General features: G+C 62.8%; 28 protein-coding genes. 13 read left to right on the forward strand and 15 right to left on the reverse strand.

Annotation, left to right across the window (positions count from 1 at the left end):
- Window positions 1-8: 8 nt before the first annotated feature.
- The 3 genes from hutG to hutI are packed head-to-tail and all read right to left on the reverse strand — an operon-like array spanning window position 9 to window position 3,594.
- Complete coding sequence (hutG, locus tag AC56QX_RS26730; protein ID WP_497111469.1) at window positions 9-827, reverse strand: N-formylglutamate deformylase; 819 nt, start codon at window positions 825-827, stop codon at window positions 9-11.
- A complete protein-coding gene (hutH, locus tag AC56QX_RS26735) occupies window positions 827-2,368 on the reverse strand; it encodes a histidine ammonia-lyase (RefSeq protein WP_497111470.1) in 1,542 nt (513 codons plus the stop codon). Before hutH ends, hutG begins: the two co-directional genes overlap by 1 nt.
- A complete protein-coding gene (hutI, locus tag AC56QX_RS26740) occupies window positions 2,365-3,594 on the reverse strand; it encodes an imidazolonepropionase (protein WP_497111472.1) in 1,230 nt (409 codons plus the stop codon). Before hutI ends, hutH begins: the two co-directional genes overlap by 4 nt.
- 97 nt (window positions 3,595-3,691) lie before the next feature.
- Between hutI and AC56QX_RS26745 the strand changes: the two genes are divergently transcribed.
- Together AC56QX_RS26745 and hutC are read left to right on the forward strand one after the other, a co-directional pair.
- Window positions 3,692-5,044, forward strand: a complete 1,353-nt coding sequence (locus AC56QX_RS26745) for a formimidoylglutamate deiminase (protein WP_497111473.1) — start codon at window positions 3,692-3,694, stop codon at window positions 5,042-5,044.
- On the forward strand, window positions 5,041-5,781 hold the full coding sequence (hutC, locus tag AC56QX_RS26750) for a histidine utilization transcriptional repressor HutC (protein ID WP_497111475.1): 741 nt from the start codon (window positions 5,041-5,043) through the stop codon (window positions 5,779-5,781). The genes AC56QX_RS26745 and hutC overlap by 4 nt, the downstream gene beginning before the upstream one ends.
- Before the next feature lie 148 nt (window positions 5,782-5,929).
- Here the strand turns inward: hutC and AC56QX_RS26755 are convergent, their stop codons facing one another.
- Complete coding sequence (locus AC56QX_RS26755; protein WP_475451319.1) at window positions 5,930-6,274, reverse strand: RidA family protein; 345 nt, start codon at window positions 6,272-6,274, stop codon at window positions 5,930-5,932.
- Between the two features lie 220 nt (window positions 6,275-6,494).
- Here AC56QX_RS26755 and aztA point away from each other — a divergent pair, with 220 nt between their 5' ends.
- The 6 genes from aztA (at window position 6,495) to AC56QX_RS26785 (ending at window position 10,591) form a co-directional block, all read left to right on the forward strand.
- Window positions 6,495-7,325 (forward strand): zinc ABC transporter ATP-binding protein AztA, encoded by an 831-nt coding sequence (gene aztA, locus AC56QX_RS26760; protein ID WP_497111477.1) that lies wholly within the window; start codon window positions 6,495-6,497, stop codon window positions 7,323-7,325.
- The gene (aztB, locus tag AC56QX_RS26765) at window positions 7,325-8,200 is read left to right on the forward strand and encodes a zinc ABC transporter permease AztB (protein ID WP_027042241.1); all 876 of its coding nucleotides are present in this window, start codon (window positions 7,325-7,327) and stop codon (window positions 8,198-8,200) included. Before aztA ends, aztB begins: the two co-directional genes overlap by 1 nt.
- Before the next feature lie 29 nt (window positions 8,201-8,229).
- Entirely contained in the window at window positions 8,230-9,171 is a 942-nt protein-coding gene (gene aztC / locus AC56QX_RS26770) for a zinc ABC transporter substrate-binding protein AztC (RefSeq protein WP_497111479.1), read from the forward strand.
- A 151-nt stretch (window positions 9,172-9,322) separates the two neighbouring features.
- The gene (locus AC56QX_RS26775) at window positions 9,323-9,745 is read left to right on the forward strand and encodes a YeeE/YedE family protein (RefSeq protein ID WP_497111480.1); all 423 of its coding nucleotides are present in this window, start codon (window positions 9,323-9,325) and stop codon (window positions 9,743-9,745) included.
- 2 nt (window positions 9,746-9,747) lie between these two features.
- Window positions 9,748-10,185, forward strand: a complete 438-nt coding sequence (locus AC56QX_RS26780) for a DUF6691 family protein (RefSeq protein ID WP_497111482.1) — start codon at window positions 9,748-9,750, stop codon at window positions 10,183-10,185.
- Window positions 10,186-10,252: 67 nt separating this feature from the next.
- A complete protein-coding gene (locus tag AC56QX_RS26785; protein WP_497111484.1) occupies window positions 10,253-10,591 on the forward strand; it encodes a protein tyrosine phosphatase family protein in 339 nt (112 codons plus the stop codon).
- Between the two features lie 155 nt (window positions 10,592-10,746).
- Here the strand turns inward: AC56QX_RS26785 and AC56QX_RS26790 are convergent, their stop codons facing one another.
- Window positions 10,747-11,214, reverse strand: a complete 468-nt coding sequence (locus AC56QX_RS26790; RefSeq protein WP_023762149.1) for an Lrp/AsnC family transcriptional regulator — start codon at window positions 11,212-11,214, stop codon at window positions 10,747-10,749.
- A 137-nt stretch (window positions 11,215-11,351) separates the two neighbouring features.
- On the opposite strand from AC56QX_RS26790, the gene hppD reads away from it, so the two are divergent.
- A complete protein-coding gene (gene hppD, locus AC56QX_RS26795; protein WP_497111485.1) occupies window positions 11,352-12,464 on the forward strand; it encodes a 4-hydroxyphenylpyruvate dioxygenase in 1,113 nt (370 codons plus the stop codon).
- 54 nt (window positions 12,465-12,518) lie between these two features.
- On the opposite strand, the gene AC56QX_RS26800 is transcribed toward hppD, so the two are convergent.
- Genes AC56QX_RS26800 through hmgA form a run of 6 tightly spaced genes read right to left on the reverse strand, consistent with a single transcriptional unit; the run spans window position 12,519 to window position 16,911 of the window.
- Window positions 12,519-13,061 carry a DinB family protein gene (locus AC56QX_RS26800; RefSeq protein ID WP_497111486.1) on the reverse strand — a complete coding sequence of 181 codons (543 nt, stop codon included), beginning with the start codon at window positions 13,059-13,061 and terminating at the stop codon, window positions 12,519-12,521.
- A 4-nt stretch (window positions 13,062-13,065) separates the two neighbouring features.
- On the reverse strand, window positions 13,066-13,359 hold the full coding sequence (locus tag AC56QX_RS26805) for a hypothetical protein (RefSeq protein WP_497111488.1): 294 nt from the start codon (window positions 13,357-13,359) through the stop codon (window positions 13,066-13,068).
- Window positions 13,360-13,368: 9 nt separating this feature from the next.
- Window positions 13,369-14,382 (reverse strand): fumarylacetoacetate hydrolase family protein, encoded by a 1,014-nt coding sequence (locus AC56QX_RS26810; RefSeq protein WP_497111489.1) that lies wholly within the window; start codon window positions 14,380-14,382, stop codon window positions 13,369-13,371.
- A 15-nt stretch (window positions 14,383-14,397) separates the two neighbouring features.
- A complete protein-coding gene (locus AC56QX_RS26815; RefSeq protein WP_497111491.1) occupies window positions 14,398-14,727 on the reverse strand; it encodes a DUF7660 family protein in 330 nt (109 codons plus the stop codon).
- Entirely contained in the window at window positions 14,720-15,586 is an 867-nt protein-coding gene (locus tag AC56QX_RS26820; protein WP_497117912.1) for an MBL fold metallo-hydrolase, read from the reverse strand. The genes AC56QX_RS26815 and AC56QX_RS26820 overlap by 8 nt, the downstream gene beginning before the upstream one ends.
- 11 nt (window positions 15,587-15,597) lie before the next feature.
- Window positions 15,598-16,911, reverse strand: coding sequence for a homogentisate 1,2-dioxygenase (hmgA, locus tag AC56QX_RS26825; protein WP_497111492.1), 1,314 nt, complete (start codon window positions 16,909-16,911; stop codon window positions 15,598-15,600).
- A gap of 117 nt (window positions 16,912-17,028) precedes the next feature.
- Between hmgA and AC56QX_RS26830 the strand changes: the two genes are divergently transcribed.
- Window positions 17,029-17,478 (forward strand): MarR family winged helix-turn-helix transcriptional regulator, encoded by a 450-nt coding sequence (locus AC56QX_RS26830; RefSeq protein ID WP_497111493.1) that lies wholly within the window; start codon window positions 17,029-17,031, stop codon window positions 17,476-17,478.
- A gap of 205 nt (window positions 17,479-17,683) precedes the next feature.
- On the opposite strand, the gene tdh is transcribed toward AC56QX_RS26830, so the two are convergent.
- Both tdh and AC56QX_RS26840 read right to left on the reverse strand, forming a co-directional pair.
- Window positions 17,684-18,718: an L-threonine 3-dehydrogenase gene (gene tdh / locus AC56QX_RS26835; protein ID WP_027034693.1), complete on the reverse strand. Its 1,035-nt coding sequence runs from the start codon at window positions 18,716-18,718 to the stop codon at window positions 17,684-17,686.
- Window positions 18,719-18,770: 52 nt separating this feature from the next.
- A complete protein-coding gene (locus AC56QX_RS26840; RefSeq protein WP_497111495.1) occupies window positions 18,771-19,958 on the reverse strand; it encodes a glycine C-acetyltransferase in 1,188 nt (395 codons plus the stop codon).
- Between the two features lie 309 nt (window positions 19,959-20,267).
- Between AC56QX_RS26840 and AC56QX_RS26845 the strand changes: the two genes are divergently transcribed.
- Window positions 20,268-22,340: a putative bifunctional diguanylate cyclase/phosphodiesterase gene (locus AC56QX_RS26845; protein ID WP_497111496.1), complete on the forward strand. Its 2,073-nt coding sequence runs from the start codon at window positions 20,268-20,270 to the stop codon at window positions 22,338-22,340.
- A 111-nt stretch (window positions 22,341-22,451) separates the two neighbouring features.
- Complete coding sequence (locus AC56QX_RS26850) at window positions 22,452-23,153, forward strand: polysaccharide deacetylase family protein (protein ID WP_497111498.1); 702 nt, start codon at window positions 22,452-22,454, stop codon at window positions 23,151-23,153.
- Window positions 23,154-23,171: 18 nt separating this feature from the next.
- On the opposite strand, the gene AC56QX_RS26855 is transcribed toward AC56QX_RS26850, so the two are convergent.
- A complete protein-coding gene (locus tag AC56QX_RS26855) occupies window positions 23,172-23,600 on the reverse strand; it encodes a MarR family winged helix-turn-helix transcriptional regulator (RefSeq protein WP_497111500.1) in 429 nt (142 codons plus the stop codon).
- Between the two features lie 116 nt (window positions 23,601-23,716).
- Here AC56QX_RS26855 and AC56QX_RS26860 point away from each other — a divergent pair, with 116 nt between their 5' ends.
- Window positions 23,717-24,124, forward strand: coding sequence for a hypothetical protein (locus AC56QX_RS26860; RefSeq protein ID WP_497111502.1), 408 nt, complete (start codon window positions 23,717-23,719; stop codon window positions 24,122-24,124).
- Between the two features lie 152 nt (window positions 24,125-24,276).
- On the opposite strand, the gene AC56QX_RS26865 is transcribed toward AC56QX_RS26860, so the two are convergent.
- The gene (locus AC56QX_RS26865; protein WP_497111504.1) at window positions 24,277-26,322 is read right to left on the reverse strand and encodes an oxidoreductase; all 2,046 of its coding nucleotides are present in this window, start codon (window positions 26,320-26,322) and stop codon (window positions 24,277-24,279) included.
- Window positions 26,323-26,358 lie beyond the last annotated feature (36 nt).

Consider the following 26,358-nt stretch of genomic DNA (forward strand, 5'->3'; position numbering starts at 1 on the left):
ATTGCTGATCAGCCGTGCGCCCAGGCAATCGCGGTTTTCAGAATGGTCTCCAGAGTGGTGCGGATCGGCGCTGCGAAATTGGCGTCATAGGGTACCGGCCAATTGTCCGGCTCACCCTTTTCCTCGGGCTCGCGCATGTAGCCGCGGTTGGAGAGCTCCATCTGCAAGGCGTGGACACCCTGTTGCGGCTGGCCAAAATGGCGTGTGATCCAACCGCCCTTGAAGCGACCGTTGACGACAGAGGTTTCGCCGGTTTCGGCCATGATCTGGCTGACCATCGCCTGCAGATTCGGATCAGCGCTCTTGCCGTCATTGGTGCCGAGGTTGAACACCGGAAGCGTGCCTTCGAACAGGCGCGGCAGCACCGAGCGGATCGAGTGGCAGTCGTAGAGGACGATCTTTTCGTGCAGGCCTCGCAGCCGGTCGATCTCGGCCTGCAAAGAGGCATGATAAGGCACGAAGAATTTTTCGCGACGTTCGTCGACCTCCGACGGTCCCGGCTCTTCGCCCTCGCGGTAGAGCGGATCGCCATCAAAGGTTTCGGTCGGGCACAGGCCGGTCGTCGCCTGTCCCGGGTAGAGCGAGGCGCCGGACGGATCGCGGTTGACGTCGATGACGGTGCGCGAGATCGCGGTGTGGACGACGGTGGCACCGAGGCTGCCGGCGAAGTCATAGAGTTTATCGATCCACCAGTCGCAGTCGCGGCGGCCGAGCCAGGGCGAGACCAATCGGTTTTCGAGGCCGGCAAGGTCGATGCCGGTGTGCGGGATCGACACCAGCAGAGGTGCTGTGCCTTGGCTAACGGTGAGCCAGGGTGTGGCGGCCATCACGCCGCTCCCGAAATCGACGGTAGCGCCACCGCGCCGGCAGCCCTGACGGTCGCGCCACTGCGCACCATGGCGATTGCCTTTTCCATGTCGGGGTGGAAATGCCGGTCGTTGTCGAGATGCGGCACTTCGGCTCGGACCAGTTTGCGCACGGCCTCCAAGGCCTCGCTCGACGCCAATGGCGCATGGAAATCGCAGCCTTGCGCGGCGGCCAGCAATTCGATGCCGATCACAGCCGTCGCATTCTCGACCATGCCGATCAGCCGGCGCGCGCCGTGCGCTGCCATCGAAACGTGGTCTTCCTGATTGGCCGAGGTCGGAATGGAATCGACGCTGGCCGGATAGGCCTTCTGCTTGTTTTCCGAAACGAGTGCCGCCGCCGTCACCTGAGGGATCATGAAGCCGGAGTTCAGGCCGGGCTTCGGCGTCAGGAAGGCCGGCATGCCGGACAGCGCCGGATCGACCAGCATGGCAATGCGGCGTTCCGACAGCGAGCCGATCTCGCAGACGGCAAGCGCGATCATATCGGCGGCGAAGGCCACCGGCTCGGCGTGGAAATTGCCGCCGGAGAGCGCGGTATCATCCTCGGCGAAGATCAGCGGGTTGTCGGTGACGCCATTGGCCTCGGTGCCCAGCGTGTCCGCAGCCTGGCGCAGCACGGTGAGTGCGGCGCCCATGACTTGCGGCTGGCAGCGCAGGCAATAGGGATCCTGTACGCGCTCGTCGCCGACACGGTGCGATTCACGGATGGCGCTGCCGGCCATCAGATTGCGCAGCGCGTCAGCCGTCTCGATCTGGCCGGGATGCTTCCTCAGCACATGGATACGCGGATCGAACGGAGCGTCGGACCCCTTCGCCGCGTCGGTCGATAGCGCGCCGGCAACCAATGCCGACCGGTAGAGCACTTCGGCCTCGAACAGAGCGGCAAGCGCATAGGCGGTGGAAAACTGGGTGCCGTTGAGCAGCGCCAGACCTTCCTTGGCGCCCAATGTCACCGGCTCGAGGCCATGCGAGACAAAAGCGACCTTGGCCGGGAAACGGCCATGCGGCGTAAAACATTCGCCGACGCCGATCATCACCGCCGTCATGTGCGACAGCGGCGCAAGGTCGCCGGAAGCGCCGACGGAGCCTTGCGCGGGCACCACGGGGATAACGTCGTTGGCAAGCATCGCTTCCAGCAACTCGATGGTTTCGGGCCGGACGCCGGACGCACCCTGCGCCAGGCTGGCAAGCTTCAGCGCCATCATCAGGCGGGCAATGGCGACCGGCATCGGCTCGCCGACGCCGGCGGCATGCGACAGCACGATGTTGCGCTGCAAGGTCTCGAGATCGCCGGCCGGGATGCGCACGCTGGCCAGTTTGCCGAAGCCGGTGTTGATGCCATAGACCGGCTCACCCTTGGCAACGATCCTGGCAACGGCCTCGGCGCTCGCCTTGATCTTTGGGCGGCAAGCATCATCCAGCCTCAGTGCGGCGCCGCGGTAGATGGCGCGCCAGTCGGCCAGCGTCGCATTGCCGGGCTTCAAGGTCAGTTCGGTCATTGTCCTCTCCAGATGCGGGCATGCAGCGGGTTGAAGCCCATGCGGTAAACGAGTTCGGCGGGACGCTCGATGTCCCAGATCGCCAGATCGGCGGATTTTCCGGCTTCCAGCGTGCCGGCCTTATCGAGAAGGCCAAGCGCTCGCGCGGCCTCGCGGGTGACGCCGGCGAGGCATTCATCGACGGTCAAGCCAAAGAGCGTCGCGGCCATATTCATGGTGAGCAACACCGAGGTGAGCGGCGAAGTGCCGGGATTGCTGTCGGTCGCCACCGCCATCTTCACGCCATGGCGGCGGAACAAGTCGACAGGTGGCTTCTTTGTCTCGCGGATGAAGTAATAGGCGCCGGGCAGGATGGTCGCCACCGTGCCGGCCTTCGCCATCGCGGCAGCGCCCGCCTCATCCGTATATTCGAGATGGTCGGCGGACAGCGCGCCATAGCTGGCGGCAAGCGCGGCGCCGTGCAGGTTGGAAAGTTGGTCGGCGTGAAGCTTGACCGGCAGGCCTAGCGCCCTGGCGGCATCGAAAACGCGCGCCATCTGCTCCGGTGAGAACGCTATGCCTTCGCAGAAACCGTCGACCGCATCGGCCAGTCCGTCGCCGGCAACCGCCGGGAGAATCTCCTTCGCGACCAGATCGATAAAAGCATCCTTGTCACCCTTGGCTTCGGGCGGCAGTGCATGGGCGGCGAGGCACGTCGTGCGGATGGTGACGGGGCGCTCACTGGCCAACCGGCGGGCGGCACGTAGCGATTTCTTCTCATTGTCGAGATCAAGGCCGTAACCCGATTTGACTTCGACCGACGTGACGCCTTCGGCCATCAGTGCTTCGAGGCGCGGCAGCGTCTGGGCAACGAGTTCATCCTCGCTGGCAGCGCGCAGCGACTTGACCGAGGAAACAATACCGCCGCCAGCGCGGGCCACTTCTTCATAGGTGGCGCCAGCCAGCCGCATCTCGAATTCGTTGGCACGGTTGCCGGCATAGACCAGATGGGTGTGGCAATCGATCAGGCCCGGCGTGATCCAGCGGCCCTCGCAATCAATGGTCTCGGCGCCCTGCCCTGCCGAAGCCGGCATCTCCGCTTCGGCGCCGGCATAGACGATAAGCCCGTCGCGGGCAGCAACGGCGCCCTTCTCGACGACGCCGAGGCCTGCCGTGCCGTCGGCCATGGTCGCCAACTGCGCATTGCGCCACAGACGAAAGCCGCTGTTCCCGTTTGCTCCAACCATCATCTTTTCCATTTGAAAGGACGGCGATTATGTATATACATATTGAAACGCGACGCAAGTGGTATCGTCGCCCGGACATGCAGATTTGGAGGCGGACGTGACGGCGATCTTTGCGGAACAGGCGCTGCTGCCCGAGGGCTGGCAAGGCAATGTCAGGATCGCGCTGGATGGAGGCCGCATCGCCACCGTCGAAGCGGGTACCACTCCGCAGGCCGGCGACGAGCGCCACGCCATTCTCGTGCCCGGCATGCCCAATCTGCACAGCCACGCCTTCCAGCGCGGCATGGCCGGGCTTGCCGAGCTTCGCGGCCCTTCCGCCGACAGTTTCTGGAGCTGGCGTGAGGTGATGTACCGCTTCGCTTTGTCGATGACGCCCGATCAGGTCGAGGCGGTTGCCGCGCAGCTTTATGTCGAGATGCTGGAGGCCGGTTTTTCCCGCGTCGGCGAATTCCACTATCTGCACCACGACCGCGACGGAAACCCCTATGCCAATCTTGCCGAGATGGCCGAGCGCATCGCCGCCGCTGCCGCCGAAACCGGTATCGGCCTGACGCTGCTGCCGGTGTTTTATGCGCACTCCTCCTTCGGCGGTGCCGCGCCGAACGAAGGCCAGCGCCGATTCATCAACGATGTGAATCGGTTCACCCGGCTTGTTGAGAAGTCTAGCGAATCGGTTCGCACATTGAATCAAGCCGTCGTCGGCGTCGCTCCGCACAGCCTGCGCGCCGCCACGCCGAAGGAACTGACCCAAATTGCTGCTTTGGCGCCGAACGGGCCGATCCACATCCACGTCGCCGAACAGGTGAAGGAAGTCGAGGACTGCCTTGCCTGGTCCGGCGCGCGGCCGGTGGAATTTCTGCTTGGCGCTGCCGATGTCGACCAGCGCTGGTGCCTGATCCACGCCACCCATATGACAGACGCTGAAACCATTGGCATGGCCAAGAGCGGTGCCATCGCCGGCCTTTGCCCGATCACCGAAGCCAATCTCGGCGACGGCACTTTTGCCGCGCCATTGTTCGGGGAGCATGGCGGCCGCTTCGGTATCGGCTCCGATTCCAACGTGCTGATCGGCCTGCCCGACGAATTGCGCCAGCTCGAATATTCGCAGCGCCTCGCCCATCGCGCCCGCAATGTGCTTGCCGTGGCCGGCGGCTCGACCGGCCGTGCGCTGTTCGACGCAGCACTCGATGGCGGCAGCGTCGCGCTTGGCGCCGGCGCCTCGCAGATCGCCGCCGGCGCTGCCGCCGATGTCGTCTCGCTCGACGCCAACACCCCCTCGCTGGCCGGCAAGACCGGCGACGCAATCCTCGACGCCTGGATCTTCGCCAATGGCAGCAAGGTCGACTGCGTCTGGGTGCATGGACAGAAACAGGTCAGCGGCGGCCGGCATGCCAGACGCGAAGCCATTGCCGAGCGGTTTCGCACTGTGATGACGGCGCTGTCGGCATGAGCACGGTCGAGACAGTTGATGCTGACAGCGGCGGCTCGCTGCACCAGCGCATCCTGTCCGATATCAGTGAAAAGATCCTGTCCGGTGCCTGGGCGCCCGGCCATCGCATTCCATTCGAGCATGAGCTGACGACCGAGTATAATTGCTCGCGCATGACGGTGAACAAGGCTCTGTCGCAGCTGGCCAAGGCCGGGCTGATCGAACGCCGCCGCCGTTCAGGCAGCTTTGTCCGCCAGCCGCAGTCGCAGGCAGCGGTGCTGGAACTTCACGACATCAGGATCGAGGTCGAAGCACTTGGCCTGCTTTATCGCTATGAGCGGCTGGAGCGCCTGAAGCGGCGCAGCAACGCGGATGACAGGGCGCTGCTCGGGCTGTCCGCTGCCGGGCCACTTCTGTGGCTCGAAGGTCTGCATTTTGCCGGCGAGCGGCCATTCGCACTCGAGCAGCGGCTGATCAATCTTTCGGCGGTTCCTGAAGCCGGAGACGAAGAGTTCAGGGAAATCGCCGCCGGGCCCTGGCTGATCGGCCGTGTGCCGTGGAGCGAGGCCGAACACCGGATCCGTGCCATGGCCGCCGATGAGATTGTTGCCGACGCGCTCGACATCGATCCAGGCGCGCCTTGCCTGGTGGTCGAGCGCCGCACCTGGAGCGCGGAACACCCGGTCACCCATGTCCGGTTTGTCTATCCGGCGGAAAGCCACACGCTGGTGGCAAGGTTCACGCCGTCGCAGGGGTGAGGCGTGTCCAGCCGAAGGCTGGCGAAAGGCCAACGATTTGGCTTTTCGAACGCCGAACGCCCGGAGCCATAGCGAAGGGCTGGCGCTCCGTCCTGGGCGAGACCTGATCTCCCCCTCGTGGGGGGAGATTGGCAGCTTCACCGTCGCCTTAAATCGCCGCCGTGACAATAATCTCGACCAGATATTCCGGGCCGGCGAGCTTGGCTTCGCCGGTGGCGCGGGCCGGCGTGTGGCCCTGCGGCACCCACTTGTCCCATTCCGAATTCATCTCGGCGAAGGTGCCCATGTCGGCCAGCCAGATGATCGCCTGAACGATCTTGGTCTTGTCGGTGCCGGCCTTGGCCAGCAATTCGTCGATGGCCGCCAGGATATCGCGGGTCTGCGAGGCGACGTTGCCGCTGGGCTCGCCGACCTGGCCAGCCAGATAGACGGTGTTGCCGTGGATGACGATCTGGCTCATGCGCGGGCCAACATCGATGCGACGAATGCTCATGGGAGGTTCCTTCCTGTTATGGGTGGCGACTGTTTAGAGTTGGCGTGGGCTTCGGGCAAGGCCGCCGGGGCCAAATCCCCTTGGACCAGCGTGCAGGAGACTCACGGCAAGTTGAGCCGCCGGTCGCAATTCCGCCCGATTGGCTTGTTGACTAATGTAATAACATCACATATCCAATCGACCCTGCCCGCAGTCGGGTTTCGCTGCTCCACGGAACGACATGACCCAGACCTGCCTAACCTTCCGTGACCTGACGCTGGGCTACAGCAGCCACCCAGCGATCCATCATCTCGACGGCACGATCCGCAAGGGGTCGCTGACGGCCGTGGTCGGCGCCAACGGCTCCGGCAAATCGACGCTGATGAAGGGCATTGTCGGGGTACTGAAGCCGATGGCGGGCGAGGTTGTTCGCGCACCCGACGTGCGCGCCGCCTATCTGCCGCAGCAATCGGAACTCGACCGTTCCTTTCCCGCCCGCGTCGTCGACCTGGTCTCGCTCGGCCTGTGGCCGAAGCGCGGCATGCTCGGCCGCTATACCAAGGAAGATCGCGAGTCCGTCGGCCAAGCGCTGATGGCGGTCGGCCTTAGCGGTTTCGAGAAGCGTCCGATCGACACGCTGTCGGGCGGCCAGCTGCAGCGCACGCTGTTTGCCCGCGTGCTGTTGCAGGATGCCGACCTCATCCTGCTCGACGAACCATTCAACGCCGTGGATGCCAAAACGGTCGGTGACCTGATTGCGCTCATCAAGCGCTGGCACGGCGAGGAACGCACCATCATGGTCGTCGTCCATGACCTCGATCTCGTGCGGCAGAATTTTCCGGAGACGCTGCTTTTGGCACGCCAGCCGATCGCGTGGGGCGAAACCAGGGAAACGCTTAAGCCGGAAAACCTGTTGCGCGCCCGCCGTTTTCATGAGGCATGGGAAGAGAATGCGCCGTGGTGCGAGCCCGACGAGCACGCTCATGGCCAGGCACACGATCACGACCATCATGACCATGCCCATGGCCACGATCACGACCATCACCACGGCGCCGGGCCGAGGGCTGCCTGATGGACACGCTCTACGGTCTTTTCATCGCGCCCTTCGCCGATTTCGGCTTCATGCAGCGGGCGCTGTTCGGCTCGCTGATGCTGTCGCTCGGCGCCTGCCCTATCGGCGTCTTCCTGATGCTGCGGCGCATGAGCCTGTCGGGTGACGCCATGGCGCATGCCATCCTGCCCGGGGCGGCCGCCGGCTTCCTGTTCTATGGGCTGGAAATCCTGCCGATGACCATTGGTGGCCTGATCGCCGGCATCGTCGTGGCGCTCGGCGCCGGTGCCGTCTCGCGCTTCACCATCCAGCGCGAGGACGCCTCGATGGCGGCCTTCTATCTGATTTCGCTCGCCATCGGCGTGCTGATGGTGTCGATCCGCGGCTCCAGCGTCGATCTCATGCATGTGCTGTTCGGCACGGTGCTGGCGCTCAACAACGAGGCGCTGATCCTGATTGGCGGCATCGTCGCGGTGACACTGGTCAGCCTCGCCATCTTCTGGCGGGCGCTAGTCGCCGAATGCCTCGATCCGCTGTTCCTGCGTTCGGTCAGCAAGATGGGCAGCCCGGTGCATTTCATCTTCCTCGGCCTCGTCGTGCTCAACCTCGTCGGCGGCTTCCAGGCGCTCGGCACTTTGCTATCCGTCGGATTGATGATGCTGCCAGCGGCAGCCGCCCGCTTCTGGACGGTGCGCGTCGAGCCGATGTGCGTGCTGGCCGTGCTGATCGGCTTCGCCTCCTGCATCGCCGGGCTGCTTTTGTCGTATCACGCCTCGTTGCCGTCCGGTCCGGCCATCATCCTGTCGGCCGGTGTCGTCTATTTCGCCTCGATCCTGTTCGGCACACGCGGCATCCTGCGCGCCCGCATCATCCATCACCGTCACAGAACGGCCTGATCCCCGCCCCTGAAAGGAGAACCTTGTCTATGCTGAAATCCATCCGTGCCGCCCTGGCGATGAGCGTTATAACATTAACTGCCTTTGGCGCGTCGGCAGCCTTCGCGGCACCGCTGAAAGTGGTCGCCAGCTTCACCGTCATCGCCGATTTCGCCAAAAATGTCGGCGGCGACCGTGTCGACATCACCACCATCGTCGGGCCGGATGGCGATGCCCATGTCTATGAGCCGAGCCCGGCCGACGCGGTCGCCATGGCCAAGGCCGATATCGTGCTGGTCAACGGCCTGCACTTTGAGGGTTTCCTGCAACGGCTGGTCGATGCCAGCGCCACCAAGGCCTCGATCATCACCTTGACCAAGGGCGTGACGCCGATCGACTTCAAGCCTGAATTCGCCGACGCCGACGCCGCCGAGGGGGCCGGCACCGGCGGCGGCAAGACTGTTACCGATCCGCACGCCTTCCAGTCGATCGCCAATGCCAAGATTTATGTGAAGAACATCGCCGAGGCGTTCTGCGCGGCCGACAGCGAGGGCTGCGTCAGCTACCAGACCAATGCCGCCGCCTACACCAAGAAGCTCGATGCGCTGGAGGGCGAAGTGAGGGCCGCGATCCAGTCGATCCCCGAGGCCAAGCGCGTCGTCATCACCTCGCATGACGCCTTCGGCTATTTCGAGCACGAATACGGCCTGACCTTCCTTGCCCCGCAAGGCATCTCGACCGATTCCGAACCATCGGCCGCCGATGTCGCCAGGCTGGTCGAGCAGGTCAAGCAGGACAAGGCGGCTGCGATCTTCGTGGAAAACATCACCAACCCGCGCCTGATTGAGCAAATCGCCAGCGAGACCGGCATCAAGGTGGGCGGCACGCTCTATTCCGATGCGCTGTCACAGCCCGATGGCCCGGGCTCGACCTATATCGACATGATGCACAACAACATTCGCCAGATCAAAGGCGCGATTCTCGGCAGCTGAGAGCCATTGTCGAAAGGCGGAGCCAGTCTCCGCCTTTTCTCATTCCCCTTTGGGCAATCTGAGTCAGATTCTTCGCTGGGAACGTCTATCTGCGCTATGATGTCGATCCGCGCGGGACGCGTATGAAGCGCAGATTGAGGCCGGCACTGCTATGACAGATTTCACGCCCTTCCAGTCGCTGCTTGGCGGCGCTCTCATCGGCCTGTCGGCGGTGCTCCTGATGGCGTTGCATGGACGGATTGCCGGGATGACCGGTATCCTAACAGGGGTCATTCCGCCGCTTGCCCCGGATTGGGGCTGGCGAGCCGCGTTTCTCATTGGCGCAGTCGTGGCGCCGCTTCTCTATCAGACTGTTGGCGGACATATTGCCTTCAGCGTGCCGCTGCCAACGCTGTCCCTTGTTGTCGGTGGCTTCGTGGTCGGCATCGGCGTGCATTTCGGCGGTGGCTGTCCGAGCGGGCATGGCATTTGCGGCATTGCGCGCCTGTCGCCACGCTCGATGGCCGCCGTCGCGACCTTCATGATCACCGCATTCATCACCGTCTTCATCATCCGCCACGTGGTCGGGGGCTGACCATGAACAAGCTCGTTTCGGCATTCCTGATCGGCGGGATTTTCGGCCTCGGCATAGCTGTTTCCGGTATGATCAATCCGGCCAAGGTGCTGAACTTCTTCGACATTGCCGGCACCTGGGACCCCAGCCTGATCTTCGTTATGGGCGGCGGCTTGGCTGTCGCCTTCATCGGTTACCGACTGGTGTTCGGCCGGCGCAAGGCCCCGGTATTCGAAACCGAGTTTTCGTTGCCGACGAAGGGCGTTATCGACCTGGAGTTGGTTGGCGGCGCTGCCGTGTTCGGTATCGGATGGGGCATTGCCGGCTTCTGTCCGGGCGGCGCCATTCCCGCGCTGGGCCTCGGCTATTCACAGACGCCGATCTTCGTCGCTGCGGTGATCGCAGGCATCGTCGTGGCGCGTTTTGCCCGGGCGCGCATCGCTCAGCCGGCTACGGCATAGGAATTGGTTGCCGGCCACGTCAGGGAGTGGCAAAACTCCTGCCAAATCAGATTGCGAGGACATCGTCATGGAATACCGCGAAATCAGCGACGACTATTCGGTCTCTGGCCAGATCCAGCCCGAAGATGTCGCCGCCATCAAGGAAGCCGGCTTCAAGAGCGTCATTTGCAACCGGCCGGATGACGAGCAGCCCGGCCAGCCTTCGGCCAAAAGCATCGGGTCGGTGGTCGAAGCCGCCGGCCTCGCCTTCCGCTACATCCCGGTGATCAGCGGCCAGATCACCGCCGAGAATGTCGAGGACCAGGCCGAGGCGCTCGACACACTCGAAGGCCCGGTGTTCGCCTATTGCCGCTCGGGTGCGCGCTGTACCAATCTGTATGGGCTGATCCAGCAGTCGAAGGGCTGAAAAATCGTCCAGGCAAGGTGTGCTGAGATTCAGGTCAGGCCGCGTCGAAAATGATGGCTTCCGAGAACCGGAGCGAGCGTACTTAAAGTACGTGAGCACCGGAAGCGCAGGAAGCCACCATTTGCAGGCCGGTCTCACCTGAATATCAACACACGTTAAATCGGCAGCGCGCCCGTCTCCTTGAGCGTCTCCAGCACGATCGCTGTCTTCACATGCTGCACCGATTCATGCGGAAGAAGCACGCCATTGACGAACTCCGATAGCGATTTGAGATCGGGCGTCACCACCTTCAGGATATAGTCCATCTCGCCGGTCAACGCGTGCGCCTCCTGTACCTCGGGCAGCCGCGCCACCAGTTCGCCGAAGCGCCTGGCATTATCGCGATTATGGGTGGCTAGCGTTACCGAGATGACGTTGACCAGCGAGAAGCCGAGCTTGTCGCGGTCGAGCACCGCCCGATAGCCCTTGATAAAACCGTCTTCCTCGAGCCGCTGGCGGCGGCGCGAGCATTGCGATGCCGACAGGTTCACCCGCTCCGAAAGATCGTTGTTGGTGAGCCGCGCGTCGCCCTGCAGCAGTGCCATTATCTTGCGGTCAAACTGATCTATGCGCGTCTCATCCATGGTTTTGTCTCTTATCATGCATGCTTCACGCATGACATCATCATTTCAAGCGTTTGAATGCAAGCACCATGCGCCAGCTCCGCGCTATGATGGCGTGAGATGGTCTTTTCAGGCCAAGCCAATTTTGGAGGAATACCATGGGTCCCTTCCCGCACGACGCCCCGCCCGCCACGATCAGCAAGCATAATCCTGCCGGCACCGATGGTTTCGAGTTCGTCGAGTTCGCTCATCCGGAGCCGCAGGAGCTGGCCGAGCTGTTCACCCGCATGGGCTATGTGGCGGTGGCGAAGCACCGGACCAAAGACATCACCGTCTGGCGCCAGGGCGACATCAACTATGTCATCAATGCCGAGCCAGGCTCGCATGCGATGAAGTTCGCCGACAAGCATGGCCCCTGTGCGGCCTCGATGGCCTGGCGGGTGGTCGATGCCAAGCATGCCTTCGACCACGCCGTTGCCAAGGGCGCAACGCCTTACGAAGGCGACGACAAGGCGCTCGACGTGCCGGCGATCGTCGGCATCGGCGGCTCGCTGCTCTATTTCATCGATACCTATGGCCAGAAGGGCTCGGCCTATGATGCCGAGTTCGAGTGGCTCGGCGCGCGCGATCCGCAGCCGCAAGGCGTCGGCTTCTATTTCCTCGACCACCTGACCCACAATGTCTATCGCGGCCAGATGGACAAATGGTGGGATTTCTACCGCGAGCTGTTCGGCTTCAAGCAGATCCATTTCTTCGACATTGACGGCAAGATCACCGGCCTGGTCAGCCGCGCCATCACCTCGCCCTGCGGCAAGATCCGCATTCCGCTCAACGAATCCAAGGACGAGACCAGCCAGATCGCAGAGTATCTCAAGAAGTACAATGGCGAAGGCATCCAGCACATCGCTGTCGGCACCGACGAAATCTATGCCGCCACCGACAAGCTTGCCGACAACGGGCTGAAGTTCATGCCGGGCCCGCCGGAAACCTATTACGACATGTCCTATGACCGTGTGAACGGCCATGACGAGCCGATCGAGCGGATGAAGAAGCACGGCATCTTGATCGACGGCGAAGGCGTGGTCGATGGCGGCATGACCAAGATCCTGCTGCAGATCTTCTCGAAAACCGTGATCGGCCCGATCTTCTTCGAGTTCATCCAGCGCAAGGGCGATGAAGGCTTTGGCGAAGGCAATTTCCGCGCCCTGTTCGAATCGATCGAGCAGGACCAGATCAAGCGCGGCGTGATCCAGGTTCAGGCGGCAGAGTAAAGTTCAGGTCGGGCGGATTTGCATGTGGCCCTTCTTATGGGCCATGCGCAAAAATCAGATCTTGAGCCCCAGCCGCTCGACCTCTTTCTCCCGCAACTTCACATCATAATCCAACAGGAACTCATCCAGCTGCGGCGGCGCCACCGACGTGCCGGACAGCATCGCGTGTACCTGGCCCCGGTGATGGATGTCGTGCAGGAAGACATGGGCGAGGATGTCGCCGATCTTTTCCGGGATCATGCCATCCTCGCGCCGGTCGGTAATCACGCGGTGATCGAGAGCGTCCGCTGAGAGATTCTCGCAAAAGGCGATCAGCCGCCGGTCGGCCGCGACCTGGGCGGCAAACAGCGCCTGTGGTTCATCGAAGGGCACGAAATCATCATGCGCCGCGGCACCGACACCGCCCTCTTCGAGAAAATCTAGATAGAGATGATCGACCGCCAGAATGTGGTTGAGCGTTGCCTTGATCGACGGGAAGAAGCTGGTGCGCTCAGCCTCGAACTCTCCGGGCTTGAGCGCCAACACGGCACGATAGAGCCGGTCGTTCGACCAGCGATTGTTGCCGGCCATGCGGCGCAGATGATCCAGCAAGGTCACGAGATCATCCTCCTGACCGCACCAGATGCAAGCCTGCCGCCATGATCGCGAATCCAGCAAGAACGATCAGCAGGAACCCGTTCATGCGCCGACGCATGGCCTGCGTTTCCTCGTCCCGCGCGACTTTCATGTTGGTGATGGTGTGGAACATCATCGCCTTGCGCGGGTAGCCGCTGCGGTTGGTCAGGTCCGGTGAGCGCGCCTCGATGCGATAGCTCAGCCGGATCGCCAGGATGAAGACGACCAGCATGGCGATCGCCCAGACGCCGGCCAGCAGGTAGAAAGCCTCGCCCGTCATTTCGTCCCCCTATCCCGCGTATTTCTCGACCTTCTGCTCGATGGCGCCGAAGATCGAATGGCCTGTCTTGTCCTTCATCTCGATGCGCACCGTGTCACCGAAGCGCAAGAATGGTGTTTTGGGTTCGCCACTCTCAATGGTCTCGATCATGCGCAGTTCGGCGATGCAGGAATAGCCGGCGCCACCCGCCGAGACAGGTTTGCCCGGACCACCGTCGAGCTTGTTGGATACCGTACCCGAGCCGATGATGGTGCCTGATACCAGCGGCCTTGTCCTGGCGGCATGCACGATCAACGCCGGAAAATCGAAAGTCATGTCGACACCGGCATTGGCGCGGCCGAACGGTTTGCCATTGAGATCGGCAAGCAGCGGCAGACTGACCTTGCCGCCATCCCAGGCGTCGCCCAGCTCGTCCGGCGTCACCGCGACGGGCGAAAAGGCCGAGGACGGTTTTGACTGGAAGAACCCAAACCCCTTGGCCAGTTCCGGCCCGGTGAGCGCGCGCAGGGTGACATCGTTGACCAGCATGACCAGCCGGATCGCGGCGCGTGCTTCATCGAGGCTTGCGCCCATCGGCACGTCGTCGACAATAACGGCGACTTCGCCTTCCATGTCGATGCCGAAAGCCTCGTCTGCCATGCGGATCGCATCGCGCGGCGCAATGAAGGAGTCCGAGCCGCCCTGATAGATCAGCGGGTCGGTCCAGAAACTCGCCGGCATCTCGACGCCGCGCGCTTTGCGCACCAGTTCGACATGGTTCACATAGGCCGATCCGTCAGCCCATTGATAGGCGCGCGGCAGCGGCGAAAGTGCGGCATGCTCGTGAAAGCGCGCCGACGGCACCGCATTGTTCTCCAGCGATTCCGCTATTGTGCCGAGATGTGGCGAGACCCTGCGCCAATCATCGAGTGCCGCCTGCAGCGTGCGCGCCAGGAATGAGGCATCGGTGTACTGCGTCAGGTCACGCGAGACGACAACGAGTTTTCCGTCGCGCGTCCCGTCCTTCAGTGTGGCAAGCTTCATGCGTCCTCCCAATGATTATTCGTAATATTTGCCGGCATAGAGAATTCTAGCCGCGGCTTTCCAGGGATTTTCGTCAGCTAGATGCGCGGGTTTGGTTTCGGCCCAGGCGACCGCCGATTCGAGAAAGGTACTGATCGAACTATTTTGCCACCCATTCCAGGTGGTGTAGGGGCCCGCCGATCGCATCGCCTCCTTGCGGTCGGCGTCCTCCCGGTCCTTCCGCAGCGCGTCGATGAACCGAACAAAAGACGGCAAGTCCTCAACTCGATCGAGAAACAAGGAGAGCTGTGCCGAGGATGTCGCCTCGGATTTGTTCACCTCATCCCAAAGCTTGTCGTTAGCCATCCTCACTCCCAAGCCCCACAACAAGGCCGTCGCGGGCGATCGTCAAGTCGCCGGCCCATGTTTTCCTGACAGCAGCGGTCCAGTCGGCCTCGCCGATCTGCGGATCGTCGGCGGGAATGAGGTGGTTGAGCACCAGTCTTTTCACCCCCGCATCGCTGGCGATGCGCCCGGCTTCTTCGGCAAAGCTGTGGCTGGCGAGCAGATGTTCCCTGAGCCGCGCGCCATTGCCGGTTCTGGCAACCAGCCGCTCGATGCCCTCTTCCAGCATGGCTTCATGGACGAGAATGTCAGCACCCTCGGCAAAATCGGCGAGCGGTGGAAAGAAGGCCGTGTCGGCGGAAAAGACCACGCTTTTGCCGCCCTGCTCGAAGCGCAGGGCAAAGCAGTCGGTCACCGGCGGATGATCGACACACAGCGCCGTCACTTTCAGGCCGCCTTGCTCGATCACCTGCCCCTCGCCGAATTCGTCGATCAAAACCAACTCGCGAATGTCAGGCCGGCCCTCGTCGACAATGCGAATCTCGATGTCGAATTCCATCGCCTGGCAGAAGCGCCGCCAGTAATGGCCGGTGCCGGCGGGACCGAAGACGTTGACCGGCGTCGCCAGCCCCGCCGTCCAGGCGGTGTGGATCAGCGGCCCCAGTTCCAGCACATGGTCGGAATGCAGATGCGTGATGAAGATCAGGTCGAGCGCCTTCAGGCTGATGCCGGCATCGACCAGACCGCGCGTAACACCAAGGCCGCAGTCGACGACGATGGTTCGTCCGCCAAGTTCCAGCAGCGATGAACTTGGCCACGGTCCGCCTGGCCGCAGCGCCGGGCCGCCCTTGGAGCCGAGAAGCACCAGCCGGTCCGGTATCGGCTTGCCGCTCAAGACCAGTCGCCCTCGGGCGTGCCATTGAAGCGCTTCTTCAGGTCTGCCCAGCAGTCGATGTAATTGTCCTGCCGGGTTTCGAGTTCCGCGCCGTAGCGGGTCAGCATCTGCGGGTAGCGGGTCTCGAACATGAAGGCCATGGTGTTGTCGAGCTTGACCGGTTTCAGGTCCGCGCGCGAGGCCTTTTCGAAGCCAGGTGCGTCCGGACCATGGGCCAGCATCAGGTTATGCAGGCTGATGCCGCCGGGCACAAAGCCCTCTTCCTTGGCATCGTACTGGCCGTGGATCAGTCCCATGAACTCGCTCATGATGTTGCGGTGATACCAGGGCGGCCGGAACGTATCCTCGGCCACCAGCCAGCGCGGCGGGAAGATGACGAAGTCGATGTTGGCGGTGCCTTCCTCGCCGCTTGGCGCGGTCAGCACGGTGAAGATCGACGGATCGGGGTGATCGAACAGGAGGGCGCCCACCGGCGAAAAGGTCGCCAGATCATATTTGTAGGGCGCGTAATTGCCATGCCAGGCGACAACATCGAGCGGCGAATGGCCTATCTCGGTGACGTGGAAATTGCCGCACCATTTGACGATCAGCCGGCACGGCGTTTCCTTCTCCTCGAACCAGGCGCAAGACGTCTTGAAATCGCGCGGATTGGCCAGGCAATTGGCGCCGATCGGGCCGCGATCGGGTAATGTCAGCTTGGCGCCATAGTTCTCGCAGACATAGCCGCGCACTTCCTTGTCGACCAGCTCGACCTTGAAGACGAGGCCACGCGGCAAAACGGCGATCTCGCCGGGCCGAAGCTCGATGACGCCCATTTCCGTCACCAGACGCAGGGCGCCGACCTGCGGGACGACCAGCAACTCGCCATCGGCATTGAAGAAATGGTCGTCGACCATCGATGTGTTGGCGACATAGACATGGGCCGCCATGCCGGTCTGTCCGAGCACATCGCCAGCCGTGGTGATGCTGCGCATGCCCTGAATAAAATCGGTCGGCTCTTTCGGCATCGGCACCGGATTCCAGCGATACTGGCCGAGCGCCAGCTCGTGATCGCCGACATTGGGGGCTGTCTTCCACAAGGGATAGCTGGCCGCCTTGAAGCGGCCGGTATGCTTGACGCTCGGCCGGATGCGATAAAGCCAGGAGCGCTCATTGGTGCCGCGCGGGGCGGTGAAGGGCGAGCCGGAAAGCTGCTCGGCGTAGAGACCGTAGGCCGGCCGCTGCGGCGAGTTCCGTCCCTGCGGCAGCGAGCCGGGCAAGGTTTCGGTCTCGAAATCGTTGCCGAAGCCCGGCATGTAGGAAAAGGCCATCCGATCCTCCCTGATCCCGGCTCCAAGCTTCACGAAGCCTGGCCTGCCGGCGATGTTGACCAAACTGGTTTCATTTGTAACCATTGAAAATGTAACTATCAACGGCCGCGGCGCGTCATGGAACCCGACATTCTGGAACTGGAAAGCTTCCTGCCCTACCGGCTCTACCGGCTGGCCGATGCCGTCAGCCGCGAATTCTCGAAGATTTACCGGGATCGCCACGGGTTGACGCGGCCGGAATGGCGCACGCTTTCAGGCCTCGGCCAGCGCGGCACGATGACCGCGACAGAGCTCGGCGAGCAGTCGGCCATGCACAAGACCAAGGTGTCGCGCGCCGTTGCCGAACTCGAGCGGCGGCGCTGGCTGACGCGCACGCCTGACGAGAGCGACCGGCGTGTGGAGCACCTTGCGCTGACCAAAGCGGGGCTAGCGGCCTATCGTGAGATGGTGCCTCTGGCGAAAGCGTTTGAGCGGGAGTTGCTGGAGAGGCTTGGTGTGGAAGAGCGCGCGGCCGTCGTCAGTGGGGTGGCGGCGCTGGAGGGGGCGTTGGAAGAAAGGAAGAGCTGATAGGCTGGCGGGACAGCGCCCCCCTCTGTCCTGCCGGACAACTCCCCCACTTGAGGGGGAGATCGGACGTCACGCTGGCTTTCGCCAATCGCCAACGTTGCGAAAATCGGCGACGCGTCGAAACAGCAAATCTCCCCCCTCGTGGGGGAGATGTCCGGCAGGACAGAGGGGGGCGCGAAGAAACTCGACGTCTCTATCGATGCGCCTACCAATCCATCACCACCTTGCCCGAACTGCCGCTCCGCATCGCGTCGAACCCGGCCTGATAATCGTCGATGCCAATACGATGCGTGATCAGCCCACTCACATCGAGCGGGCCCTGCACCAGCGCGATCATCTTGTACCAGGTCTCGAACATTTCGCGGCCGTAGATGCCCTTGAGATGCAGCATCTTGAAGATGACCTTGTTCCAGTCGATCTCGAAGCCGGTCGGCGCGATGCCCAGAATGGCGATCTTGCCGCCATTGTTCATGGTGTCGATCATGTCGCGGAAGGCGGGCGCCGCTCCCGACATTTCGAGGCCGACGTCAAAACCCTCGGTCATGCCAAGCACCGGCATGACATCGCGCAGCTTTTCCTTCGAGGCGTCGACGACATGCTGGACGCCAAGCTTTTTCGCCAGCGCCAGGCGCACCGGGTTGATGTCGGTGATGACCACTTTTCGCGCGCCGACACATTGCGCCACCAGCGCGCCCATGATGCCGATCGGCCCGGCGCCAGTGACCAGCACGTCCTCGCCGACAAGGTCAAAGGACAATGCCGTGTGGACGGCATTGCCCAAGGGATCGAAGATCGCGGCGATCTCGTCCGGCACGTCGTCGGGGATCGGCACGACATTGTGCTGCGGGATCGCCAGGTATTCACCGAAGGCGCCGGGCCGATTGACGCCGACGCCGAGTGTGTTGCGGCACAGATGCCCTCGCCCGGCACGGCAGTTGCGGCAATGGCCACAGACGATGTGACCTTCGCCCGACACGCGCTGGCCGACCTTGTATTCAGTGACCGCGGCGCCGAAATCGGCGACGGTGCCGACGAACTCATGGCCGGTCACCATCGGCACCGGCACCGTCTTCTGCGCCCACTGGTCCCAATTGTAGATGTGCACGTCGGTACCGCAGATCGCCGTCTTCTTGATCTTGATCAGCACGTCGTTGGGGCCGATCTCCGGCACCGGTACCTCTTCCATCCAGATGCCCGGCTCGGCCTTGGCCTTCACCAGCGCCTTCATCATGTTCGACATTCTTTTGTCCCTTGAATCTCTTGATCCGGAATCGCTTTTCGGCGTCGGCCGCTCAGGAAATGACGCCCAGTTCCCTGCCGACCACAGCGAAAGCCTCCACCGCCCTGTCAATATCGGCAATGGAATGCGCCGCCGACATCTGGGTGCGGATACGCGCCTGGCCCTTGGGCACCACGGGGAAGGAGAAGCCGATAACATAGATGCCGCGCTTCAGCATGCGCGCCGCCATCTCCTGCGCCAGCGTCGCATCGCCCAGCATCACCGGGATGATTGGATGGTCGGCCCCGGCCAGCGTGAAGCCGAGCTTGCCCATCTCAGACCTGAACCGCGCCGCATTGGCATAGAGGCGCTCGCGCAAGGCGTCGCCATTGCGGATCAGGTCGAAGACCTTGATCGAAGCGCCGGCGATCGCCGGCATCAGCGTGTTGGAGAACAGATAAGGCCGCGAGCGCTGGCGCAGCCAGTCGACCACTTGGCTCTTCCCAGAGGTATAGCCGCCGGAAGCGCCGCCGAGCGCCTTGCCGAGCGTGCCGGTGATGATGTCGACCCTGCCCTCGACGCCGCAATGCTCGGCCGAGCCGCGGCCATTCCTGCCGACGAAGCCGACCGCATGGCTGTCGTCGACCATGACCATGGCATCGTATTTGTCGGCGAGGTCGCAGACGCCTTTCAGGTTGGCGATGATGCCGTCCATCGAGAACACGCCGTCGGTGGCGATCAGCCGGAAACGGCAATCCCTTGCTTCCTTCAGCCGCGCTTCGAGATCGGCCATGTCGTTGTTGGCGTAGCGGAAGCGCTTGGCCTTCGACAGCCTGACACCGTCGATGATCGAGGCGTGGTTCAGCGCATCCGAGATAATCGCGTCTTCCTCACCGAGCAGCGTCTCGAACAGGCCGCCATTGGCGTCGAAGCAGGAGCCGTAGAGGATGGTGTCTTCCAGGCCGAGGAAGGAGGAAATCGTCGCCTCGAGCTGCTTGTGCTCCTCCTGGGTGCCGCAGATGAAGCGCACCGACGCCATGCCGTAGCCGTAGCGGTCGAGCGCCTGGGTGGCGGCCTTTCGCAGGTCGACACTGTCGGCGAGGCCGAGATAGTTGTTGGCGCAGAAATTCAGCACTTTCTCGCCGCCGACCTCGATCTGCGCCGACTGCATCGAGGAAATCACCCGCTCGGACTTATAGAGGCCAGCCGATTTGAGCCCGGCAAGCTCACTGTCGATATGGGAGAGAAATGCTGCGGTCATGATCAGGCCTCGTTTGACGTGGGCAGACTGTCGTCCCGCCCGCGCAAAAAATCCATCGCAAAAGCGACCGGATCGGGTGGCCGGGTAGCATCAGAAGAGACGCCATGGACATCGCCCAAGCAACCACTCGGGAGCGCATGGGATAACGAATGCTCAAATGCAGCCCGGCGGCGAAAGGAGGCGATAACCATTTCGCGATCTTTCCGCTCCTCCCCCTTGCCGGCCGGCTGCCGGTTTCCGGTCCTGTTAACGTTTCCAGTTCAATGGTGCTCATACAGGAATCCGTTGGCGAGAGGGCCGCCCCCAAACATGTCGCAGCAGCCGGTGCATACCGTTTCAGGCAAGCTTATCCTGCTGATCAAAGCCGGCTACTGGCTGGCGCTGCTGATCATTGCCACCATGGTGGCGGCGTCCTTCGTCCTGCTGCAGCAGACGATGGCCACGCAGCAGCACAACAACACCTTGCTCGACATCGTCAGCACGCAGAAGACGTTGTCGCAGCGCATCGTCTTCCTGGCCAGTGCAACAGGTGCCGCCTCGCGTGACAAGCAGCCGGCGCTGGTCAGCGCGCTGAAACAGGCTACGGCGGAGTTCGAGACCAACTACGACCTGCTGCTCAAGCAGACCGGCGCGGATCCGGAATCGCCGGCCAAGCTCGATCCGAAGTCGATTGACAGCGTGCTTTTCGCCAAGCCCTTCCATCTCGACTATTTCTCAGTCGGGCTGATCGCCAATGGCGACCGTCTGATCTCAGCCCTTGAATCGCAATTCAACCATCTCGACAATGAAGGCTACAAAGGCGGCGCCGAGCGCGTCAATCTCGATGCGTCGGTCGCCAATGCCACCTTGTCGGGCTATGCAGCCCTTGGCCAGCGTATCAGCGCCGAAGCCGACGAGCGCTCCGAAAAGCTGCTCACCCTGCACCGCACGCTGTTCTACGCCACACTCGGCGTCATCCTGCTGGTTGCGCTGTTCATCTTCAGGCCGATGTCCAATGCGATCCTGCGCAAGACGCGTGAACTGGTCGATGCGCGCAATTCGATGGCCTTCATCGCGGTTCATGACGGCCTGACCGGCCTGCATAATCGCACCTTCCTGACCGACCATTTCGAGACGCTGATCAAGGGCGCGCACCGGCGGCGCGAACGGCTGGCCGTCGTCCAGCTCGACCTCGACCGCTTCAAGCAGATCAATGATACGCTCGGCCACGCCGCCGGCGACTATGTCCTGGTGGTCACGGCCCAGCGCATGCGCGATTCCTGCCGGGCGTCGGATCTCTGCGCGCGGCTCGGTGGCGATGAATTCGTGATGATCCTCAACGGAGCCGGCAGCACCGAAGACATCAATATGCTCGCACGGCGCATCCTGGCGCATATCAACGAGCCGATTGTCTTCCAGGGCACCACTATTCTTCCGGGCGCCAGCGGCGGCATCGCCGTCTATCCGATCGATGCCGACAATGCGCAGGATCTGCTCGTCCATGCCGATCTGGCGCTTTATTCCGCCAAGAAAATGGGCGGCGGCAACTTCTCCTTCTTCTCCGAGGAGTTGCGCCACGAGCTCGACTACCGCAAGCAGCTCGAACACGACATCAAGGTCGCCATTTCAGAGAAGGCGTTCCAGGTTTATTTCCAGCCGCAGGTTTCCCTCACCGACGGCACCATCAGCGGCATCGAAGCCCTGGTGCGGTGGAACCATCATGAGCGCGGCATGATCTCGCCGGGCGAATTCATTCCGGTCGCCGAGAAATGCGGCTTCATGCCGGAGATCGGCCGCATCGTGATCAGCAAGGCGATCAACGAGGCCGCAGAATGGAACCGTGCCGGGATTGCCTTCGGCCGGCTTGCCGTCAATGTCTCGGGCACCGAGTTGCGCGAGCACGATTTCGATGCGTTTCTGTTCGAGACGCTGGAAAAGGCGGGACTGCCGCCGCAGAAACTGTCGCTGGAAATCGTCGAATCCGTCATCCTGGACGACGAGAAGACAGGCATCGCGGCTAAGCTGCGTCACATCCGGGCCGCCGGCGTCCATCTCGAACTCGATGATTTCGGCACCGGCTATGCCTCGCTCAGCCACGTCAATCCCAACGAGATCGACCGGCTCAAGATCGACCGCCGCTTCGTCCAGAACATCCACGAGAATGGCGACAACTCGAAGATCGTGCGCGCCATCACCGAGCTTGCTCGCGGCCTCGGCATCTCCATCGTCGCCGAGGGTGCTGAAACCGAGGCCGAACTCGACTCGCTGATGGCGATCGGCTGCGACCAGGTGCAGGGCTATTCCATCGCCTTCCCGATGCCGCAGGACAAGGCACTGGAGTGGCTGACCGCCCGCATGCCGAAGAAGGCCAAACTGCGGGTCCTGCAGGGCAGCCTGTCTTAGGCAGAATCCAGCCCGGCTTGACAACTAGCCGCTGAAATGGCGGCCTGTCGCGATAACAACCGGATCGTGCGGCTAATGACATTCTTGCGGTTTGTCCTGGCGGCCATGTTGATGTCCGCGTGGCCCGCCTATGGGGCGGATCGCACCATCTATCTCACCTTCGACGACGGCCCGCTGAACGGCACCAGCAACATTCTCGACGTGCTGGCGGCAGAACAGGTTCCGGCAACGCTGTTCATGGTTGGCATGCATGCCGAGGCCAGTGCGTCCAACAAGGCGCTGGTGCGGCGCGCCAAGGCGATGCCGCTGGTAACGATCGGCAACCACAGCTACAGCCACGCCTACAATCACTACCGGCACTTCTACAGCGATACGAAAGGGGTGGTTGCCGACATGATCATGGCGAATGCCGTGCTGGGCCTCAAACCTGCCGTGCATGCGCGCCTGCCGGGGCGCGATGTGTTCCGGCTGCCGTCGATGTCAAAGAACGACAACTCCCTCGGCCCGGCGCAAGCCGGCCGCGAGGATCCCGACTACGAGTTCGTTGCGGCTTCCGGTTTCTACCTCTACGGCTGGGACCATGAATGGGTGCACAAGGACAGCGGCGAGCCGGTACAGAGCGTCGACCATCTGGTCAGCGAGATCGATCATCTGTTCGGTTATGGCCACTTCGCCAAACCGGGCAAGCTGATCCTCTTGATGCATGACGAGATGTTCCAGGACGGCTTTGACGGCAAGACGCAGCTCACCAACCTGATCACCGCGCTGAAGCTGCGCCACTATGCGTTTGGAGCGATCCAGAGCTATGACTGAGCCCATGGGCCGGCTTTTCTAGCCTTCAACATTGTCCCGCAATGCCGCCAGCACCTGCGCAAACTCCGCCAGACGCTCGTCGGGCAGTCCGGTGCGAAGCCGCTTGTCGAAGACAAGTGCGGCTTGTCGCAATGTCTCGAACAGAGCTTCTCCCACCTCCGTCAATTCGACCAGATGAACCCGGCGGTTGACGGGATCGCGCCGCCGGGTCAGCAGTCCCTGCGCCTCCATCGCGTTGAGGTGGTGGGTCAGCGTTGCGCCCTGGATTCCGATCATGCTGGCAAGCTCGCGCTGGTTGGCTAGCCCATTCGACTTAACCGACAACAATGTCAGCCAGACCGGCAATGTACCGCCGGCCTCGACCAGAGCGGCGTCGAAGGCCTGCGCAACAAGCTTGGCGGTGCGGCCGAGATTCATGCCGACCGGCGGGCGTTCAAAGGGCGTCATTGCTCGACACTAGCCGGTGTTTTCCACAGATGGAACAGACCCGCGTTTATACATTGACATCTAACAGTTAGATATCTAACTATTTAAACACCAGCAGGCGAAAGAGGAGAGCCGGTATGCAGTATGTCTTTATCGTGGTCATCGGTCTTCATGTCCTGGCAGGCGTATTCTGGGCCGGCACCACGGTCACGCTGGCGCGCGATCCCGAGATTCGGGCCGAGCGCTTCATCCGGCCACAGTTGGGCGCCGCTGGCATGGTTTTCCTGACCGGGGCGCTGCTGTGGTATTTCTTCCATGGTGCCTATTTCGGCTCGATGGAGATGGTATTGGCGCTTGGCATTCTGACCGCTTTCGCCGCCGCCGGCGTACTCGGCGTCATGGTCAGGGCGCCAAGCAGGCGACTTGCCGGCGCGAGTTCGGAAACCGAAACGCAACTGCGCGCGAAAATGGCGACGGGCGAACGCATTGCCGCGCGGCTGCTGGCCATCACGGTGCTGTGCATGGCTGTCGCCCGGATGTTCTGAGGCGCAGCACCACCTCACGAGATCGTACGTTGTCTGGCAACGAGCCAATGACGTGCGGGCGCGCGGTCAGGCCAACGTACACGGGCTCTCGTACGCAGGCTCGGCCGCGCGCCACTAACGCCACAATTGCGCCGGGCTGAGCGGACCGTGGATCAGATGCGCAGGCCGAACCTGATCCCGTCATAGATGGCGGCGTGGATGTTGCGCGAGGCGACCGCATCGCCGATGCGCAGCAGCACGAAGCCCGCTACGGGATTGCGTGCCGGGAAAATGTCGCCACCGTTCACCAGTCGCTCGTAATCCACCGCGCCACCGTTCTTCGACAGCGGTTTCAGGCTGAGGTACAGATCGTCGAGCGGCGCCGTGCCGTGCTCGACCACCACCTGATCGACCCGGCGCTCGCCGCGCCAGCCATCGGCAAAGTCCGAAGCCAGTTCGGCGACCAGTTGATTGCCCTCGCGCCGCACCGAGCGCAGGCGCGTGTTGATGGTGATGGTGACGCCCTTTTCCTGGAAAGCGCGCATATACGGCACGTGGTTCATGCCGCCCATTTCGGGGGCGAAGAAACGCTCCGGCGAAACCAGTTCCAGCTTGGACCCCGCATTTGCGATCAACTCGGCCGCGCCCATGCCCTGATGGCCGCCATTGTCGTCAAAGAGCAGAACGTTCTCGGCCGGCTTGACGCTGCCGGCCATGATGTCCCAGCTCGACGTGACGAGATTGTCGCCCGCCGCCAGCGGCGGGTTCTGCGGCAGGCCGCCGGTGGCAACGACCACAACATCTGGCGCCAGCGCCAGAACATCACCGTGCTCCGCCCAGGTGTCGTAGCGGATCTCGACGCCGAGCCGGTCGAGTTCGGCCAGCCGCCAGTCGATGATGCCGATCAGTTCCTTGCGGCGCGGATTCTGCGTCGCCAGACGCACCTGGCCGCCCGCTTGCGACGACGCCTCCAGGATCGTGACTTGATGGCCGCGCTCGGCTGCGACGCGCGCTGCCTCCAGTCCGCCGGCGCCGGCACCGACGACGACGACCTTTTTCTTCGCCCCCTCGGCCTTGACGATGATGTGCGGAATCTCGGCCTCGCGGCCGGTCGCCGCATTGTGCACGCACAGCGCCTCGCCGCCTTCGTAGATGCGGTCGAGACAATAAGTGGCGCCGACACAGGGGCGGATCTCGTGCTCGCGGCCCTCCATCACCTTTTTGATGATGTGCGGATCGGCGATGTGGGCGCGGGTCATGCCGACCATGTCGAGCTTGCCTGTCGCGATCGCATGACGCGCGGTGGCGACATCGGAAATGCGTGCCGCATGGAAGGTCGGGAACTTGGTCGCCGCCCTCACCTCGCCGGCGAAATCGAGATGCGGCGAAGACCGCATGCCGGTCACCGGGATGACCTTGGTTAGTGCCGCATCGCTCTCGATCGACCCACGGATGATGTTGAGGAAATCGACCTTGCCGGAGCCGGCCAGCCGCCTGGCGATCTCGACGCCCTCCTCCTTCGACAGGCCTTTCTCGAAGTCCTCGTCGGCGACCATGCGGATGCCGACGACGAATTTTTCGCCGACCGCCGCGCGCACTGCGTCCAGCACCATGTTGGTGAAGCGCAGGCGATTGTCGAGCGAACCGCCATAGGCGTCGTCGCGATGATTGGTGGCCGGCGACCAGAAGCCATCCATCAGATGGCCGTAGGCTTCGAACTCGATGCCGTCGAGGCCGGCGGCCTGGCAACGCTGGGCGGCCGAAGCATAGTCGGCAACGATGCGCTCGATGTCCCAGTCCTCGATGGTTTTTGGGAAAGCGCGGTGCGCCGGCTCGCGCACCGGCGAGGCGGACAGTACCGGCAGCCAGTCGGCCTTGTTCCAACCGGTGCGGCGGCCAAGATGGGTGATCTGGATCATCACCTTGCAGTCATGCTCGTGGCAGGCCTCAGTGAGTTCGGCCAACCACGGCACGATGCGGTCGTCATAGACATGCAAATTGCCGAAGGCGGCGGGGCTGTCACGCGACACGATCGCCGAACCGGCGGTCATGGTCAGCGCCATACCTCCCCGAGCCTTCTCGGCATGATAGAGCCGGTAGCGTTGTTTCGGCATGCCGTCCTCGGAATAGGCCGGCTCGTGGCTGGTCGACATCACCCGGTTCTTCAGTGTCAGATGCTTGAGCTGGTAGGGCTGGAGAAGCGGGTCGTTGGAGGTCATCGTCTTCCTGCTGTTTAAAATTGTGTTGGAGCAGCA

The organism is Mesorhizobium sp. RCAM 06353 (assembly GCF_059683585.1).

What these genes read in the sequence shown, in the direction of transcription:
- hutG (WP_497111469.1), bottom strand. Translation starts at nt 827, where the DNA reads ATGGCCGCCACACCCTGGCTCACCGTTAGCCAAGGCACAGCACCTCTG.
- hutH (WP_497111470.1), bottom strand. Translation starts at nt 2,368, where the DNA reads ATGACCGAACTGACCTTGAAGCCCGGCAATGCGACGCTGGCCGACTGG.
- hutI (WP_497111472.1), bottom strand. Translation starts at nt 3,594, where the DNA reads ATGGTTGGAGCAAACGGGAACAGCGGCTTTCGTCTGTGGCGCAATGCG.
- hutC (WP_497111475.1), top strand. Translation starts at nt 5,041, where the DNA reads ATGAGCACGGTCGAGACAGTTGATGCTGACAGCGGCGGCTCGCTGCAC.
- AC56QX_RS26755 (WP_475451319.1), bottom strand. Translation starts at nt 6,274, where the DNA reads ATGAGCATTCGTCGCATCGATGTTGGCCCGCGCATGAGCCAGATCGTC.
- aztA (WP_497111477.1), top strand. Translation starts at nt 6,495, where the DNA reads ATGACCCAGACCTGCCTAACCTTCCGTGACCTGACGCTGGGCTACAGC.
- aztB (WP_027042241.1), top strand. Translation starts at nt 7,325, where the DNA reads ATGGACACGCTCTACGGTCTTTTCATCGCGCCCTTCGCCGATTTCGGC.
- aztC (WP_497111479.1), top strand. Translation starts at nt 8,230, where the DNA reads ATGCTGAAATCCATCCGTGCCGCCCTGGCGATGAGCGTTATAACATTA.
- AC56QX_RS26775 (WP_497111480.1), top strand. Translation starts at nt 9,323, where the DNA reads ATGACAGATTTCACGCCCTTCCAGTCGCTGCTTGGCGGCGCTCTCATC.
- AC56QX_RS26780 (WP_497111482.1), top strand. Translation starts at nt 9,748, where the DNA reads ATGAACAAGCTCGTTTCGGCATTCCTGATCGGCGGGATTTTCGGCCTC.
- AC56QX_RS26785 (WP_497111484.1), top strand. Translation starts at nt 10,253, where the DNA reads ATGGAATACCGCGAAATCAGCGACGACTATTCGGTCTCTGGCCAGATC.
- AC56QX_RS26790 (WP_023762149.1), bottom strand. Translation starts at nt 11,214, where the DNA reads ATGGATGAGACGCGCATAGATCAGTTTGACCGCAAGATAATGGCACTG.
- hppD (WP_497111485.1), top strand. Translation starts at nt 11,352, where the DNA reads ATGGGTCCCTTCCCGCACGACGCCCCGCCCGCCACGATCAGCAAGCAT.
- AC56QX_RS26805 (WP_497111488.1), bottom strand. Translation starts at nt 13,359, where the DNA reads ATGACGGGCGAGGCTTTCTACCTGCTGGCCGGCGTCTGGGCGATCGCC.
- AC56QX_RS26810 (WP_497111489.1), bottom strand. Translation starts at nt 14,382, where the DNA reads ATGAAGCTTGCCACACTGAAGGACGGGACGCGCGACGGAAAACTCGTT.
- AC56QX_RS26815 (WP_497111491.1), bottom strand. Translation starts at nt 14,727, where the DNA reads ATGGCTAACGACAAGCTTTGGGATGAGGTGAACAAATCCGAGGCGACA.
- hmgA (WP_497111492.1), bottom strand. Translation starts at nt 16,911, where the DNA reads ATGGCCTTTTCCTACATGCCGGGCTTCGGCAACGATTTCGAGACCGAA.
- AC56QX_RS26830 (WP_497111493.1), top strand. Translation starts at nt 17,029, where the DNA reads ATGGAACCCGACATTCTGGAACTGGAAAGCTTCCTGCCCTACCGGCTC.
- tdh (WP_027034693.1), bottom strand. Translation starts at nt 18,718, where the DNA reads ATGTCGAACATGATGAAGGCGCTGGTGAAGGCCAAGGCCGAGCCGGGC.
- AC56QX_RS26840 (WP_497111495.1), bottom strand. Translation starts at nt 19,958, where the DNA reads ATGACCGCAGCATTTCTCTCCCATATCGACAGTGAGCTTGCCGGGCTC.
- AC56QX_RS26845 (WP_497111496.1), top strand. Translation starts at nt 20,268, where the DNA reads ATGTCGCAGCAGCCGGTGCATACCGTTTCAGGCAAGCTTATCCTGCTG.
- AC56QX_RS26850 (WP_497111498.1), top strand. Translation starts at nt 22,452, where the DNA reads ATGTCCGCGTGGCCCGCCTATGGGGCGGATCGCACCATCTATCTCACC.
- AC56QX_RS26855 (WP_497111500.1), bottom strand. Translation starts at nt 23,600, where the DNA reads ATGACGCCCTTTGAACGCCCGCCGGTCGGCATGAATCTCGGCCGCACC.
- AC56QX_RS26860 (WP_497111502.1), top strand. Translation starts at nt 23,717, where the DNA reads ATGCAGTATGTCTTTATCGTGGTCATCGGTCTTCATGTCCTGGCAGGC.
- AC56QX_RS26865 (WP_497111504.1), bottom strand. Translation starts at nt 26,322, where the DNA reads ATGACCTCCAACGACCCGCTTCTCCAGCCCTACCAGCTCAAGCATCTG.